The organism is Paenibacillus sp. YAE3, assembly GCF_057546105.1.
The window spans coordinates 108,853-123,866 of the sequence record NZ_BAAIYF010000009.1; the positions used below are offsets into that span (position 1 = coordinate 108,853).

The window sequence follows — 15,014 nt, forward strand, 5'->3', positions numbered from 1 at the left end:
TAATCCTGTGAATAATTGAATTGAACCGAAATTTAAAAAGTTTTGTGAATTTGACAAATTAAATTTTGTTGATCTCAAAGACCTAATCAAAAAGTCCTGGCCGCATTAATCGGCGGCAAGCAGCTCCCATTCGGCAAAAGCTTCATCAAGCTCTTTTTTCTTGGCTTCCTGTTCCTGCTGATGTTTTTGCAGCGAGATATAATCCTGATACACTTCGGGTTTCGTCATCTCGGCCTCCAGCCCGGAAATTTCCGCTTCCAGCTGCTGAATCCGTTCCTCGAGCGCCGCGATTTTGCGCTGGCGGCTGCGTTCTTCCCGTTTGGCTTGCTTGTCGGCCTCAAAAGTGTTGATGCCCGGTTTGCCTTCGGATTCCGCAGCATTCTCCTGTTTTTGCGCCCGGTTTCCGGCAGCTTCAAGCGCCTCCTGGGACAATTCCTCAAGTTCCTGCTTTTTGGCGGTATAATCGTCATAATTCCCCAGGAAATGCTCCACCCCTTGCGGATGAAGCTCGATAATCCGTTCGGCCATTTTGTTCAGGAAGTAACGGTCATGCGAAATGAACAGCAGCGTGCCCTCGTAGTCCATCAAAGCCGATTCGAGCACCTCTTTGCTGAACAAATCGAGATGGTTGGTCGGTTCGTCGAGGATGAGCATGTTGGCTTCGAGCAGCATCAGTTTGGCCAGCGCGACCCGCGCTTTTTCGCCGCCGCTGAGCGCCGCGATTTTTTTCAGGACATCCTCGCCGCTGAACAGGAAGTTGCCGAGAACGGTCCGGATGCGGGCCTCCTCCATATGAGGGTAATGGCTCCACAGTTCTTCGAGCACCGTATTGGAGGGATTCAGGTTCGTTTGCTCCTGATCGTAATAACCGATCTTTACTTTTGTACCCCATTGGATCGTGCCTGACGCAGGGCGTTCGCTTCCGGTCAGGCATTTGAGCAGCGTGGACTTGCCGATGCCGTTCGGGCCGATCAAAGCGACGGTTTCCCCGCGATGCAGATCGAACGAGACGTTTTGGAAAAGATGATGGGGCGGCGCAAAGGAAACGGCAAGGTTTTTGACCTGCAGCACGTCCTTGCCCGACATGTATTCGACTTCGAACGAAAAGCTGGCCTTTTTCAAGTCGCCGAGCGGCTTGTCCATCCGCTCCATCTTTTCGAGCGCCTTGCGCCGGCTTTGCGCCCGTTTGGTGGTCGAAGCCCGCACGATGTTTTTCTGGATGAACTCCTCCATGCGCGCGATTTCGTCCTGCTGCTTTTCGTATTGTTTCATGGCCGACTCGTATTCCGCCGCCTTCAAATCGATGTAACGGCTGTAATTGCCGGTGTAGCGCTTCGATTGGTGCCGTTCAATTTCAACGATGGACGTCACGAGCCGGTCGAGGAAATAACGGTCGTGGGAAACGACGAGCAGCGCGCCCGAATAGGAACGCAAATAATCTTCGAGCCACGTCAGCGTGGCGATATCCAAATGGTTGGTCGGTTCGTCCAACATGAGCAGATCGGGAGCTTGCAGCAGGATGCGCGCCAGCGCAAGGCGCGTTTTTTGGCCGCCGCTTAAGGTCGAGATCGGGGTGTCCGGCGCAAAGCTGCCGAAACCCATCCCGTGCAGCACGCTGCGGATGCGCGTCTCCATCTCGTAGCCGCCATGGTCCTTGAACCAGTCGGAACGGACGGCATAACGGTCGAGCAGCTCCTGATATTTTTTGGGATTCTCCATGAGGGCGGGATCCGCGATTTGTTCCTCCATCTGCCGGAGCTCTTTTTCGGTTTCGATCAGATGGGCGAATACGTTCATCATTTCTTCCCAGATGGTGCGGCCGGATTGCAGTCCGCTGTTTTGCGCGAGATAGCCGATGGTCGTTTCTTTGGCTTTAAAAATTTGTCCGCCGTCATAGGACATCTCGCCGGCAAGGATTTGGAGCAGGGTGGATTTGCCGGCGCCGTTTACGCCGACCAGCCCCACGCGATCCCTCTCCTGAATCTGCAAATTAATTCCGTCAAGTACGGGCTCCACGCCGTACAATTTTTTGATTCCACTTGCTTGAAGCAGCATGAGCTGTAAACCTCCGTCTATAGATCATTGTCGTATTCTCTTGGTATTTTGCTTTTGGAAAAACTTTTGATTTGGATGTTGAATGGCACGCGGCAGGCGTTGTTCATTCGAATGGCTTCATATAATTTCAGTTTACATTAAATATGAAGAATTCGCGACATAAGGGCAGGACTTCGGGGTTATCTTGGCGAAAATGGAGCAACAGTGGTAAACTAAGAGCAAAATGGACGCAAAGTTCATCAAGCGGCTGAAGCGGCTGCCAAATGTAGATCGATGGCGGTGTGTCGATGCTATATATGGTGCCATGGCCGATCTTGATCTTTGCGCCGCAGAAAATTGAAATGAAATTGCAAACATCTGAAAAATGGATAAGGAAGGCAGCTGTTGACGTGATGAACGGGGAACTGGAAAGGATGCGGCAGCTGAAAGCGCAGCTTCGCGCCCGCATGTCCCGGATTCGCGGCAGCCTGCCGCCCGAGAGGCATGCAAGCTTGTCGGGGCACGCATGCGGTCACGCAGCCGCCTGGCTCACCGGGGAGCAAATCCGGAGCATGCTCATTTACGTGCCGTTCCGCAGCGAGCTGGACACGAAACCGCTTGTCGAAGCGGCATGGCGCGCGGGCATCGACGTTTATGTGCCGCGATGCCTGCCGGAGGACCGCTCGATGACGATTCACCTGCTGCAGCAGTGGGACGAGCTGAAAACCGGCGCATACGGCATCATGGAGCCCGATCCGCGGCGCCGTCCGGCCGAAGCGGATGACTTTGTGCCCGAAGCGGTGATCATGCCGGGACTCGCTTTTGACCTGAACGGGGGAAGGCTGGGTTACGGAGGAGGCTACTACGACAGGCTGCATGAACGTTTTTCGGCAGGGGGCAAGCGCCGCGGTCCAAGATGGGCCGGCATCGGCTTCGGCGAGCAAGTGGTGGAGCAGGTTCCGATGGAAACGACGGATGCGCGTCTTCAGGTTCTGATAACGGAACAAGGTGTACGCAAAATGAACGGGGAGGCTGAAGATGGAACTGACGCATTTTAACGAACAAGGCAGAGCCAAAATGGTGGACGTTTCGGACAAGGACATCACGTCGCGCACGGCGGTCGCGCAAACGGCGGTCAAAATGGCGCCCGAAACGTTATCCCGCATTAAGGCAGGAAAAATCGGCAAGGGCGACGTGCTTGCGGTCGCTTCCGTCGCCGGCGTGATGGCGGCCAAAAAAACGTCCGATTGGATTCCGATGTGCCATCCGCTGCCGCTGACGGGCATCGACATCCATTTTTCCGACAACGGCATCGATGAGTTATATATAGAAGGAACCGTGAAAACAACCGGCAGGACCGGCGTCGAAATGGAGGCGTTGACCGCCGTTTCCGCAGCCGCCTTGACCGTCTACGATATGTGCAAAGCGCTGCAAAAGGATATGGTGATCGGACCGACGATGCTGAAGTCCAAAACCGGCGGAAAAAGCGGCGATTACGTACGGGAATCTGAATAAAGGATGAGCAGGAGGAGGGGTGATCTTATGGTGTGGAAAACGGCGATCTTGACGGCAAGCGACAAAGGCTCAAGAGGTGAGCGCGAAGATACTAGCGCCCAGGTCATCCGGGAGCTGGTGGAGGAGGAACTCGGCGGGGAGATTGTGGAGTACCGCATCGTCCCCGACGAACAGGATGAGATTATCGCATCGCTCATTGAACTCACGGATTATTTTCAGGCGGATTTGGTGCTGACGACGGGGGGAACGGAACTGGCCATCCGCGACGTCACCCCGGAAGCGACAAGACGGGTCATTGAACGCGAAGTGCCGGGCATGGCGGAAGCGATGCGGGCAACGGTCATGCAGAAGAACCGGGCGGCCATGCTGTTCAGAGGCATCGTGGGCATTCGCGGCCGGACGCTGATCGTGAATTTGCCGGGAACGCCGAAAGGCGTGCATGAAAATTTGGCGGCGATCATGGACCAGCTGCCGGAGGCGCTGCTGATGGTGACGGGGCAATTCCGTCAGTAAACCTCCCGCATGCTATTTCCAAAATTGTCACACTTATTTGATATTGTTGAGATTTGAGTTATGGTATGATGTCTTTGTGGCAGAATTATGTCCGAATTTGACGTCGTGATGTTTTATTGATAGAGGACAGAGAGGAGAATTCGAAATGCTGAACGGTATTGGCGTGCCGGGAATTATATTGCTGGTGATTTTGGCCTTGCTGTTATTCGGGCCGAACAAGCTTCCTGAGCTCGGACGAGCCGTGGGACGCACTTTCCGGGAATTCAAAGACGGTGCCCGCGATATTATTGCAGAGGATGACGAGTCTTCAAGCAAAAACGAAAAAGCCAAACCGCTGGCTGCTGCTTCTAACGAAGAGCAAGCGGCTGCTCCGGCAACTTCCCAAAGCACAACAGACAACAAACGTCTTCCGGAATAGGTTTAGGAAAGAGGACTTTGGAATCCCTTCCGTGCGGGGAGGGATTTTGTTTTGTCCGCAGGCAGAAGAGATAGGACGGTGACCGTATGTCTGATAAACAGGAAGAAATGTCGATTGTCGAACATCTCGGGGAGCTGCGCAGGCGGATCATTTACGTTTTGGCCGTTCTTTTGCTCGGCCTTGTCATCGGCCTCGTTTGCGCCAACCCTATTTACCAATATCTGGTCAGCGTGGACTCGGCGAAGAATTTTCAGCTTCATGCATTTGCGTTCTGGGACGGCATCGGCATGTACATGAAAATAGCCATGGTGGTGGCGCTTGTCCTGACCATCCCGTTTACGGCCTACCAGCTGTGGGCGTTTGTCAGCCCCGGCCTTAGGGAAATCGAGCGCAAAGCCGCGCTGCGTTACGTTCCGTACGTCTTTATATTGTTTTTGGCCGGCATTGCCTTTGGTTATTACGTGGTGTTTCCGATGGCGCTGGGCTTTACGACGAACATCACCAAAAATATGGGACTGACCGAAACGTACGGCATTTCCCAATATTTCAATTTCATGTTTACGCTGGTGGTGCCGATCGCCCTGCTGTTTGAGCTGCCGCTGATCGTGATGTTTCTGACCAAGCTGAGAATATTGAACCCGCGCAGGCTGCGCAAGATGCGGAAGGTGTCCTATTTTGCGCTGGTGTTCATCGCCGTGGTCATCACGCCGCCGGATTTGATCTCCGATTTTCTCGTGACGATTCCGCTGCTCCTTTTGTACGAATTCAGCGTGTATTTGTCATCCGTAGTCTACCGGAAGCAGCTTGCGGCCGACGAAGCCATCGAAGCGCGGTACAAGCAGGAGGAAGGCGACCCGGAATAACCGATTGCCGAAATCCGCAGGAACATAAAGAGCGTTCTTCCCCGCAAGGGAAGCAGGCTCTTTTTTTGTTTCTTGAATCTTTGGAAACGGAGGCTGTCTTTTTCTGAATGTTGTTTTCGCTTTCCGGCATATTTTCAAATCCGGTGGATAGAATGATGGAGTATGACCTGAAAACGCTTTGGACAGGCTCTGGACAAGCTTGCCGGAGGCGGTTTGAAAAAGTGCGGGTTTCTTTGAAAAATCAATCCAGAGGACTTGAAATCTGCGCTCAAGTTGAGTATCATAAAAGTGGTTGTTAGCACTAGACGTTGTCGAGTGCTAATACATACCGACAACAACGCCGTTACAGAAACACAACATATTAACAAGGAGGCTATTTTTCATGATCAAACCTTTAGGTGACCGCGTATTGGTAGAACCGATCGCACAAGAGGAAACGACTTCATTCGGGATTGTCCTTCCGGACTCCGCAAAAGAAAAGCCGCAAGAAGGCAAAATTATCGCTGTCGGCGGCGGAGCGGTGAAAGACGGAGTACGCGTTCCTTTGGAAGTTAAAGAAGGCGACCGCGTTCTGTTCTCCAAATATGCCGGAACGGAAATCAAATACGAAGGTAAAGAATATCTGATTATGAAAGAAAGCGACATTCATGCAATCGTAGGCTAACGGCCTGAACATAGCAATATCGAAATACAACAATATATTTGTGGGAGGTTTTTATCAACATGGCAAAAGATATCCGTTTCAGTGAAGACGCGCGCCGCGCGATGCTGCGTGGGGTAGACGCTTTGGCGAATGCCGTAAAAGTGACGCTCGGACCTAAAGGCCGCAACGTCGTTCTCGAGAAAAAATTCGGAAGCCCGCTCATTACCAATGACGGCGTGACGATCGCAAAAGAAATCGAACTGGAAGACGCTTTTGAAAACATGGGCGCCCAGCTCGTTAAAGAAGTAGCTACCAAAACGAACGACGTTGCCGGCGACGGTACGACGACTGCAACGGTTCTGGCTCAAGCGATGATCCGCGAAGGCCTGAAAAACGTAACGGCAGGCGCTAACCCTATGGTCGTTCGCAAAGGGATCGACAAAGCGGTGAAAGCGGCCGTAACCGAACTGAAAAACATCGCGACTCCGGTGAACGACAACCAAAAAATCGCTCAAGTTGCCGCAATCTCCGCTGCCGACGACGAAGTGGGCAAACTGATCGCCGAAGCGATGGAAAAAGTGGGCAAGGACGGCGTCATCACGGTCGAAGAATCCCGCGGATTCAACACCGAAATGGAAGTCGTGGAAGGTATGCAGTTCGACCGCGGTTATGTATCTCCATACATGATCACCGACACGGACAAAATGGAAGCCGTTCTCGACAATCCATACATCCTGATCACGGACAAAAAAATCTCCACAACGCAAGAAATCTTGCCGCTGCTTGAAAAAATCGTTCAACAAGCCAGACCGCTTGTAATCATCGCCGAAGACATCGAAGGCGAAGCTCAAGCGATGCTGGTCGTAAACAAACTGCGCGGAACGTTCAACGCCGTTGCCGTCAAAGCTCCTGGATTCGGCGACCGCCGCGAAGCGATGCTGCAGGATATCGCTGCCCTGACCGGCGGCCAAGTGATCACCGAAAAACTCGGTCTCGACCTGAAGAGCGCTACGATCGAGCAATTGGGTAATGCACGTCAAGTGCGCGTAACGAAAGAAAACACGACGATCGTGGACGGAGCCGGCGACAAAGCCGACATCAACGCTCGCGTGAACCAAATCCGTGCGCAGCTGGAAGAAACCACTTCCGAGTTCGACAAAGAAAAACTGCAAGAACGTCTGGCTAAACTGGCTGGCGGCGTAGCAGTCATCAAAGTCGGCGCTGCAACAGAAACCGAACTGAAAGAGCGCAAACTGCGCATCGAAGACGCCCTGAACGCAACCCGCGCTGCGGTTGAAGAAGGTATCGTTTCCGGCGGCGGTACGGCCCTCGTGAACGTATACAACGCTGTGGCTGCCGTTGACGTGACCGGCGACGAAAAAACAGGCGTCAACATCGTGCTTCGCGCTCTGGAAGAGCCAATCCGCACGATTGCCGCTAACGCAGGCCAAGAAGGTTCCGTCATCGTGGAACGCTTGAAAAAAGAAAAAGTGGGCGTAGGTTACAACGCCGCTACCGACGAATGGGTGAACATGTTCGAAGCCGGTATCGTCGACCCTGCGAAAGTAACGCGTTCCGCTCTGCAAAACGCAGCTTCCGTAGCGGCTATGTTCCTGACTACCGAAGCGGTCATCGCCGACAAGCCTGAACCGGAAAAACCAGCTATGCCTGACATGGGCGGCATGGGCGGCATGATGTAATAAAAGGCCCCAAAAGCCTGTAATATCAGTGTTTTAAAGGCTCCCGCAAGGGAGCCTTTTTCATTTTTGGGAGCGTTCGTTTCGATTCGAATTCGAAATGTACACGGTCCAGGCAACGCTTCGATTGGATCTGCATACAATAAACAGACGGCAGCCCTTGGATCTGGGCTGTTACCGAAATGCCCTTTTGAATAAGATGGGAGCGGCGGCAATGAAACATTCAAGGCTGAAGCGAGGTGCAGGACCGATGGCAAAAAAGAAGAAAAAAAAGACGCAACGCGAAGAGCCGGGGGGCAACCATATTTTGCTGCAAACCCAAGTGCTTCTCCTCCTCACCTCTATCTTTAGTTTGTCCAGACGTTTGATTTTATTGGCGGCGAAGGACTCGAAACCGCGTTAAGTATTTTCGTCGCTTTAAAATGATCAAGCCGCCATTATGGCGGCTTTGCTTGTTTTAGATCCGGTTTTCCCCTTTTTGAATCCATTCGCCGAATTGCTTCATGGCTTTTTCGCTGTGAACGTATTTATACGTTTTGCCGTCCTCGTAATGAAAGATTGCGGCGCTGTCCTCATCGCCTTCGATTTCGGATGATATCGAAAGAATGCGCCCGACATCGAGCAGCTTGAAATTGCCTTGTTCATCTTCGGCCGGAATGGCCTGCAGCTTTTGTTCTTCTTCCATGTCCATGAAGCCTCCATCAGTCGATTTGTCTCTATTGTACCCGAAATGAACAACCGATTGCATTTGTGCTATGATGGAAGGTAATACTACGCAGGTTGATATGAGACAGAGAGGGCAGTGATATAAACGTGGAACCGCATATGATCCGGGCGAACATCAAACCGGGAATGGCCGTGGAAATCGTCAAAAAAGAGGACCAGCGCACAGGCAAACGCACGCAGGGCGTCGTCCAAAGGCTGCTGACGAATTCCCCCAACCATCCCAGAGGGATCAAGGTAAAGCTCACCGACGGAACGGTGGGGCGCGTGCAGAATATTTTGGAGTCTTAAGACCCTGGCCAAAAAAGCAACTTAAAGAAAGACCTTTCGCAGCTTCATGCGGAAGGTCTTTTTGGATGCGCCTGGTTTGGATATCTAGCGGTTGAAGCGGCTGCTCGCGATGGATTCAATGAGCAGTTGCTTGAAATTTCGGGCCGCCTTAGAGAGATATGGGTCCTTCAAAGTAATGATGGCGGTATCGGATGCGATCAGCGGAGCGATTTCGGCGTAAGGAACCGGCTCCCGCCGGAGCAGCAAAGCCGATCGGGGAACGACCGCGATGCCGATGCCGGATTCGGCGAGAAGCATCAGCGTGGACACGTCCGGGCTCTCGCAAACGATATTCGGTTCGGTCCCTTCGATTTTGCAAGCATCCGTAAACCGGTGGTACACGCCGTAGTCTCCTTGACCCCGCAGGATCAGCAGGGGATGGCGGCATAACTCCGCCAACGAAACGCTGCTTGCCTGGAACGGTTCCCAGCCGCTCGGCGGGACGGCCACTAACGGTTCCGTCTGTAAACGGTGAATCGCTACGTCAGGGGTTTGGGCGGCCAACTCGGATTGCAGCGGAAGCCGAACCAGGCCAAGTTCAATCGTCTTGTTCTGCAGCAGCTCCTCTACCCGGTAAGAATCGTCTTCCCACAGCTGAAAGGAAACCAGCGGATAGGCCTCCTGAAACTGTTTAATGACGGAAGGCAAGTAAGGAACGCAGGACATGACCATGCCTATGGAAAGCTTGCCCCTCATCCCTTTATGTTGTTCCTGGATTTCCGCGACCATGCCGTCAATCGAATGCAGCACCTCTTTCGCGCGTTTGTACAACGTCCACCCGGTCGGGGTGATTTCGAACTTTTTGTTCCCGCGGTCGATCAAGGTTACGCCCAATTCTTCCTCTAAGGATCGAAGCTGGAGGCTGAGCGGGGGCTGGGCGATATGCAGCCGCTGCGCGGCACGGGTAATTTGTCCTTCTTCGACGATGGTCACGAAATATAACAGTTTTTTTAAATCCATGCCGTTTCCTCTTCTAACGATATATTTTTTATATGTTAACCAATATTAATATATATTTTACATATAAAAAGTGGCGGGTGTAAACTTTTCATGCAGATTATTTTAGAGTACGCAGGAGGTTTAAGCCGATGGAAGCCATCAAGAAATCTTATATGAGTTTTCGGGAATATATCGATGCATTGAAACGTTTTGGAGATGTGTTCACGGTCGACCAGGAAGTGGATTGGAATTTGGAAATGGGGGCCATGATCCGGTATGCCTATGAATTGCCGTCCCCCGCGCCGCTATTTTGCAACATCAAGGACAATGCTTCCGGATTTCGGGTGCTGGGAGCGCCGGTAGGGCTGAGCCCGGGTAAACGTCATCCATTTTTGCGAATCGCGCTTTCGCTGGGACTTCCGGCGGAAACGGGAATGACGGAGCTGGTCGAAGCATGGTCCTGCCTTCCTGAAGTGACGCCGGTGCCTCCGCAGGAAGTGGAGGATGCGGCTTGCAAGGAAAATAAGCTTTTCGGGGATGACATCGATTTGACGAGTCTTCCGGTTCCGTACCTGCATGTAGGCGACGGCGGCCGTTACATTAACACATACGGCATCTTGATCGTACGCAGCCCGGACGGTTCCTGGGTCAACTGGGCGATCACCAGGGTCATGCTGCACGGCAAACGGACGATGGCCGGCGTCATCGTGCCCTCCCAGCATATCGGCAAAATATACGGGCAATGGAAGGCGCTGGGGCAGCAGATGCCGTATGCCCTTTGCCTCGGCGTGGACCCGGGAATCGCGATGATTGCGGGATATCCGCTGCCTGACGGTACCCATGAGGCCGAAATGTTAGGCGGATGGTACGGTAAGCCGCTTGACGTCGTCCGCTGCGAAAGCCATGACCTGACGGTTCCGGCCAACAGCGAAATCGTCATCGAAGGTTTTGTGTCTTTGGATGAAACGGTCCCCGAGGGCCCTATGGGGGAATACGCAGGATATACCTGGGTGGGGCACCAAAAGGAAGTTCCGTGTTTCCATGTGACGGCGATGACGCACCGCCATGATCCGATCATGCCGGTCGTGGCAGCGGGCATGCCTCCGGAAGAGAACCACACGAATTGGGGCGTCGCGATCGCCGCAAGCATTCAACATGAGCTGCGACGACGTCGATTGCCTGTTCGGCGCTGTTTTATTCCCTTTGAATCTGCCGTCCATTGGCTTGTCGTAACGGTAGACTCCACCGCGGAATACGCCGATCGGAACAAACTGGCCCGAAGCATCGGCGAAGCGGTGTTTGCCTGCCGCGGAGGATCGTACATTCCGAAGGTCATCGTCGTGGGCGACGATATCGATCCAAGCCGGATCGAACAGGTGGTATGGGCCTTGGCCACCCGCAGCCATCCGGACAAAGCCATTGTTTTTCCGGATCAGCCTGTATTGCCGCTTGTGGCTTACCTGGATCAGAGCGAGAAGAAGAAAGCCGCAACGACGAAGATCGTATATAACTGCCTGGCTTCGGATGAGTGGCCTGCAGGCTATGCGCCGCTTCAAGCCTCGTTTTCGGGTTATCCGGAAGAAATACAAAGACGCGTCCGGGACATATTTGAAAAGGCCGGGAACGTAAAATGAAAATCATTGTGGGGATGTCCGGGGCGACGGGGGCTATTTTTGGGATCCGATTGCTTCAAACGTTAAGAGAGGCCGGCGTTGAAACGCACGCGGTCATTTCGCCCTGGGCGGCGGCAAACATTCAGTATGAAACCTCCTATACGTCCAAAGAAGTGGAGAAGCTTGCGGATGCGGTCTACGGATACAAGGATTTGGGGGCGGCCATTTCCAGCGGCTCGTTTCAGGTGGATGGAATGATCGTGGCGCCGTGCAGCATGAAGACATTGGCTTCGATCCGAATGGGCTTAAGCGACAATCTGCTGACCCGGGCGGCGGACGTCATCTTGAAGGAGCGGAAAAAGCTGATCCTCCTGGTGCGCGAAACGCCGCTGAACGATATCCATCTCGAACATATGCTGGCGTTATCCCGAATGGGAACGACGATTATGCCGCCCGTGCCGGCGTTTTATAACCATCCGGCCACCATGGATGATATGATCACGCACATTGTGGTCCGAACGGTGGATCAGCTGGGGATTCATCTGTCGACGGAAGCGATGGCAGGGAATGAAGCGGGGGAACCAGACCGCTGAGCAGGGAAAGCGGGAGGATTCTAGCAAAAAATGATATAAATGCATCGGTTGTCTTGTCCATACCAACTCTATCACTCCGACATAGAATGAACTATCTTTCGAAAGGAGTTGATAGAGCAATGGCTCAGCAACTGATCGCTTATAATGCAAGCGTGCCGACGCCGGTGACCGACGGTGCATCCATTCCGATCCCCATCACTCCGGCAGGCGTAGGGATTGCGCATTTCCAATTAACGGTTCCAGGCGTTCCGAATTTCGTGGATTTGAAAGCCGTGGTCGGCATCCGCGGAGATACGGGGACGGGAAGCGTGTTGGTGCGTATCTTCCGGGATACGAATGTCATCTACTATGCTCGGCAAGGCTTCGAGGCAGGATTTGAGAGATATTACCTCATTCCCGTCCAATTCACCGACGCCAACGTAGCGCCAGGCGTTCATGATTATACGCTTTCGATTGAAAACCTGACGCCCGGAACGAGCGCAACGGTCATCGGACCGATCGCGTTCAGCGGATTTATTACGACGTAATCCGTCAACGTAAAGACCCTATCCACCAAGGGATTGTCCCCTCAGCAAAGCTGCGGGGGGACGGTCCTTTTTCTTTTTTCTAAAGGATGCCAGGCTGGAAAATTCCTTTTCGAAAAGATGGAATGCCGGAACAAGCAATCGACATATATTGGGGTATTCAGCTTTATTATGCGGGCAATCTCCGGCGCATGCGGAACGGAGGCTGTCCCATCTGCTGTCATGTCAATTTTAAGGTGGAGGGTGGTTTCATGGAGGTTCCGATCACGGGGTTTATGGTTCACTCTGATGACGGCTCAGGGCATTCGCACAGTCTTTATATTACGTCCTGGGACGGGAGGCCGGTCCGAATGCATGTGCATCCGTTTGCGGGGGAGACGTCCGTCGACGTCGGGCACTATCACCGCTATGCGGGGAAAACGGACCCGGCTCCAAGCGGCGTGCAGCATGTCCATAACTATTACGTGGAAACGACGGTGGACGATCAGCATGCGCACGTGATCAGAGGAACGACGGGACCCGCGGTTCCGCTGCCGGGAGGAGGACATTACCATCTTTTCGAAGGATATACGACCGTAAACGGGAGAATTCCGCACGCGCACCGGTATCAGGGAAAAACGGGGAACGAAGCGCCATATTGAAACAAGGAATCGATCAAGTGAAGCGGCCGGCGAAATGCCGGCTTTTTTCGTGCGTCTGCCTAATCGACATTTTCCTTCGACATGTATTACTTTCATCGCATTTGCGACATTCCTTTGCGAAGTGTCCATAAATCGTCAGAAACAAAGAAACTGTCGGTTGCCATTTTATTTGGAGCTACTATAATGGAATTGCGACATGATGTCGATAAAACGACTTGATGTCAATGAAATGTTCATTATGATTCTTTTGAGTTGTTGCTTTTATTCTGATAAGGAGGCAAAAACATATGGGGCGTTTGGACGAAAAAGTAGCGATTATTACGGGAGCCGCTTCCGGACAAGGTGCCGTCGAAGCCAAGCTGTTTGCCAAAGAAGGGGCAAAGGTGGTAGCGACGGATATCAACGAGGAGGCGCTGCAAGCGGTTGTCGCCGAAATTAAAGCGGCGGGAGGCGAAGCGATCGCCGTCAAACATAACGTCGTAAGCGAAGAAGATTGGAAAAACGTCATCGACAAAACGGTCGAAGCTTTTGGAAAGGTGGACGTTCTGGTGAACAACGCGGGCGTGGCGCCGGCAACGCCGCTGCTGAATACGACGCTTGACCAATGGAAAAAGGTGATGGACATCAACGCGACCAGCGTATTCCTCGGAACGCAAATGGTGGTGCCGGAAATGCGCAAAGCGGGCGGCGGCTCGATCATCAACATTTCTTCCATGGCGGGCATCGTGGGTACGGGAGCGGCCAATGCTTATCCGGCATCCAAAGGCGCTGTCCGTCTCTTTACGAAGGCGTCCGCGGTCGAGTTTTCGAGAGAAAACATCCGCGTGAACTCCGTGCATCCCGGCGTCATCGAAACGGCCATGACCAAGGATATTTTGGCAGACGATCATTACAGCGCGCCGCTGAAAGCCGCAACCCTTCTCCCTCGTTGGGGGCAGGCGGAGGATGTGGCTTACGGCGTATTATTCCTGGCGTCGGACGAGTCTTCCTTCGTAACGGGTTCCGAGCTTGTCATTGATGGCGGATATACGGCGCATTAATTGATTTGAGGCAATTCGACCATTTCATAAAAAGGCGGTCCTTATTCCCTATGGGAGTAAGAATCGCCTTTAGTGCGTCGTGAGGATCTTCAAGGAGCCTGCACAGGTTATTTGACGAACGGGTCTTCGATGTACGGGCCGCGGGTGCCGATCCGCATGAGCTGCGTTGCCATGAACTTCGGGGTGTAAGGCATGTCTTTTTCAAGCCACCACGTGATGACCCCCAAAAAGGCGGCGGCAAAATACCTTACGGCAATATCCCGGTTTACGGCCAGCTTTTCGTCATCGGGCTGCAAATTTTTCATCCCTCTGGCCACAAAATCGATCATGAGCTCCATCAGGCGCGAAGTGAAATGCGACATGTTTTTTTCGGTCAAAAACACTTTATATAAACGGCTGTTGAACGATATTTGCTCAAACAGATGGATAAACGTATCGTGGGGTTGGCCGCTCATAAAATCAAAGGGCTCGGTTCCCGCTAAAGACGCGTTCATGCTTTCAACCAGGTCATGCAAAATTTCCTCGCAGCTTTGGCTCAGCAGGTCGAGTTTGTCGCGGTAATGCAGGTAAAATGTGGCGCGGTTCAAGCCTGCGCGTTTCGTGATGTCCTGAACGGTAATTTTTTCGTATCCTTCTTCATGAATCAATTCGACAAGCGCGTCCCTTAACATTTGGCGTGTTCTGGCTACGCGCGGATCCAGCTTTTTCGACATGTCCTACCTCCATGGCATGGCTTCATTCTATTTAACAACACTAATCAACATCATGTCAATAAAACGTCAAATTCACTCGAATTGTTGTTTCTTGAAATGGATTTCCTCGACATATTTCTTTGAAAAAAACATCAAATTTTAAAATCATTTTTTGTAGTAAAATTTTATAATGCACTATATAATTAAAACATATTTTCAAATAGATCGGGGGTGGA

General features: G+C 52.5%; 17 protein-coding genes and 1 pseudogene. 14 read left to right on the top strand and 4 right to left on the bottom strand.

Features of this window, described 5'->3' with window-relative positions:
- Positions 1–105: 105 nt before the first annotated feature.
- Positions 106–2,055, bottom strand: coding sequence for an ABC-F family ATP-binding cassette domain-containing protein (locus AC27KL_RS18310; protein WP_487170583.1), 1,950 nt, complete (start codon positions 2,053–2,055; stop codon positions 106–108).
- A gap of 392 nt (positions 2,056–2,447) precedes the next feature.
- Here AC27KL_RS18310 and AC27KL_RS18315 point away from each other — a divergent pair, with 392 nt between their 5' ends.
- The 8 genes from AC27KL_RS18315 to AC27KL_RS18350 all read left to right on the top strand — a co-directional run bounded on the left by AC27KL_RS18315 (position 2,448) and on the right by AC27KL_RS18350 (position 8,086).
- Positions 2,448–3,092: a 5-formyltetrahydrofolate cyclo-ligase gene (locus tag AC27KL_RS18315; protein ID WP_487170700.1), complete on the top strand. Its 645-nt coding sequence runs from the start codon at positions 2,448–2,450 to the stop codon at positions 3,090–3,092.
- Positions 3,073–3,549 (top strand): cyclic pyranopterin monophosphate synthase MoaC, encoded by a 477-nt coding sequence (gene moaC, locus AC27KL_RS18320; protein ID WP_036709134.1) that lies wholly within the window; start codon positions 3,073–3,075, stop codon positions 3,547–3,549. Before AC27KL_RS18315 ends, moaC begins: the two co-directional genes overlap by 20 nt.
- 27 nt (positions 3,550–3,576) lie before the next feature.
- Entirely contained in the window at positions 3,577–4,062 is a 486-nt protein-coding gene (locus tag AC27KL_RS18325) for a MogA/MoaB family molybdenum cofactor biosynthesis protein (protein WP_036709137.1), read from the top strand.
- A 148-nt stretch (positions 4,063–4,210) separates the two neighbouring features.
- On the top strand, positions 4,211–4,480 hold the full coding sequence (locus AC27KL_RS18330; RefSeq protein ID WP_339325232.1) for a twin-arginine translocase TatA/TatE family subunit: 270 nt from the start codon (positions 4,211–4,213) through the stop codon (positions 4,478–4,480).
- Positions 4,481–4,566: 86 nt separating this feature from the next.
- Positions 4,567–5,343: a twin-arginine translocase subunit TatC gene (gene tatC, locus AC27KL_RS18335; RefSeq protein WP_487170584.1), complete on the top strand. Its 777-nt coding sequence runs from the start codon at positions 4,567–4,569 to the stop codon at positions 5,341–5,343.
- 382 nt (positions 5,344–5,725) lie between these two features.
- On the top strand, positions 5,726–6,007 hold the full coding sequence (gene groES, locus AC27KL_RS18340; RefSeq protein ID WP_036709147.1) for a co-chaperone GroES: 282 nt from the start codon (positions 5,726–5,728) through the stop codon (positions 6,005–6,007).
- Between the two features lie 59 nt (positions 6,008–6,066).
- Positions 6,067–7,686 carry a chaperonin GroEL gene (gene groL, locus AC27KL_RS18345; RefSeq protein ID WP_339322250.1) on the top strand — a complete coding sequence of 540 codons (1,620 nt, stop codon included), beginning with the start codon at positions 6,067–6,069 and terminating at the stop codon, positions 7,684–7,686.
- A 247-nt stretch (positions 7,687–7,933) separates the two neighbouring features.
- Complete coding sequence (locus tag AC27KL_RS18350) at positions 7,934–8,086, top strand: hypothetical protein (protein WP_212950249.1); 153 nt, start codon at positions 7,934–7,936, stop codon at positions 8,084–8,086.
- A 54-nt stretch (positions 8,087–8,140) separates the two neighbouring features.
- On the opposite strand, the gene AC27KL_RS18355 is transcribed toward AC27KL_RS18350, so the two are convergent.
- Entirely contained in the window at positions 8,141–8,368 is a 228-nt protein-coding gene (locus tag AC27KL_RS18355) for a hypothetical protein (RefSeq protein ID WP_036709159.1), read from the bottom strand.
- A 128-nt stretch (positions 8,369–8,496) separates the two neighbouring features.
- On the opposite strand from AC27KL_RS18355, the gene AC27KL_RS18360 reads away from it, so the two are divergent.
- Positions 8,497–8,697, top strand: coding sequence for a YwbE family protein (locus AC27KL_RS18360; RefSeq protein WP_487170585.1), 201 nt, complete (start codon positions 8,497–8,499; stop codon positions 8,695–8,697).
- 84 nt (positions 8,698–8,781) lie between these two features.
- Here AC27KL_RS18360 and AC27KL_RS18365 read toward each other — a convergent pair whose 3' ends face one another.
- Positions 8,782–9,696 carry a LysR family transcriptional regulator gene (locus tag AC27KL_RS18365; RefSeq protein ID WP_487170586.1) on the bottom strand — a complete coding sequence of 305 codons (915 nt, stop codon included), beginning with the start codon at positions 9,694–9,696 and terminating at the stop codon, positions 8,782–8,784.
- A gap of 128 nt (positions 9,697–9,824) precedes the next feature.
- Between AC27KL_RS18365 and AC27KL_RS18370 the strand changes: the two genes are divergently transcribed.
- From AC27KL_RS18370 to AC27KL_RS18390, 5 genes and pseudogenes are all read left to right on the top strand, one after another.
- Entirely contained in the window at positions 9,825–11,309 is a 1,485-nt protein-coding gene (locus tag AC27KL_RS18370) for a UbiD family decarboxylase (RefSeq protein WP_487170587.1), read from the top strand.
- Positions 11,306–11,915: pseudogene (locus AC27KL_RS18375) on the top strand (UbiX family flavin prenyltransferase). The gene AC27KL_RS18370 and the pseudogene AC27KL_RS18375 overlap by 4 nt, the downstream one beginning before the upstream one ends.
- A gap of 85 nt (positions 11,916–12,000) precedes the next feature.
- The gene (locus tag AC27KL_RS18380; protein WP_487170588.1) at positions 12,001–12,408 is read left to right on the top strand and encodes an exosporium protein C; all 408 of its coding nucleotides are present in this window, start codon (positions 12,001–12,003) and stop codon (positions 12,406–12,408) included.
- A 248-nt stretch (positions 12,409–12,656) separates the two neighbouring features.
- Positions 12,657–13,046, top strand: a complete 390-nt coding sequence (locus tag AC27KL_RS18385; protein ID WP_487170589.1) for a YmaF family protein — start codon at positions 12,657–12,659, stop codon at positions 13,044–13,046.
- A 287-nt stretch (positions 13,047–13,333) separates the two neighbouring features.
- Complete coding sequence (locus AC27KL_RS18390) at positions 13,334–14,086, top strand: SDR family NAD(P)-dependent oxidoreductase (RefSeq protein ID WP_487170590.1); 753 nt, start codon at positions 13,334–13,336, stop codon at positions 14,084–14,086.
- 107 nt (positions 14,087–14,193) lie between these two features.
- Here AC27KL_RS18390 and AC27KL_RS18395 read toward each other — a convergent pair whose 3' ends face one another.
- On the bottom strand, positions 14,194–14,799 hold the full coding sequence (locus tag AC27KL_RS18395) for a TetR/AcrR family transcriptional regulator (RefSeq protein WP_487170591.1): 606 nt from the start codon (positions 14,797–14,799) through the stop codon (positions 14,194–14,196).
- Positions 14,800–15,014: the final 215 nt, after the last annotated feature.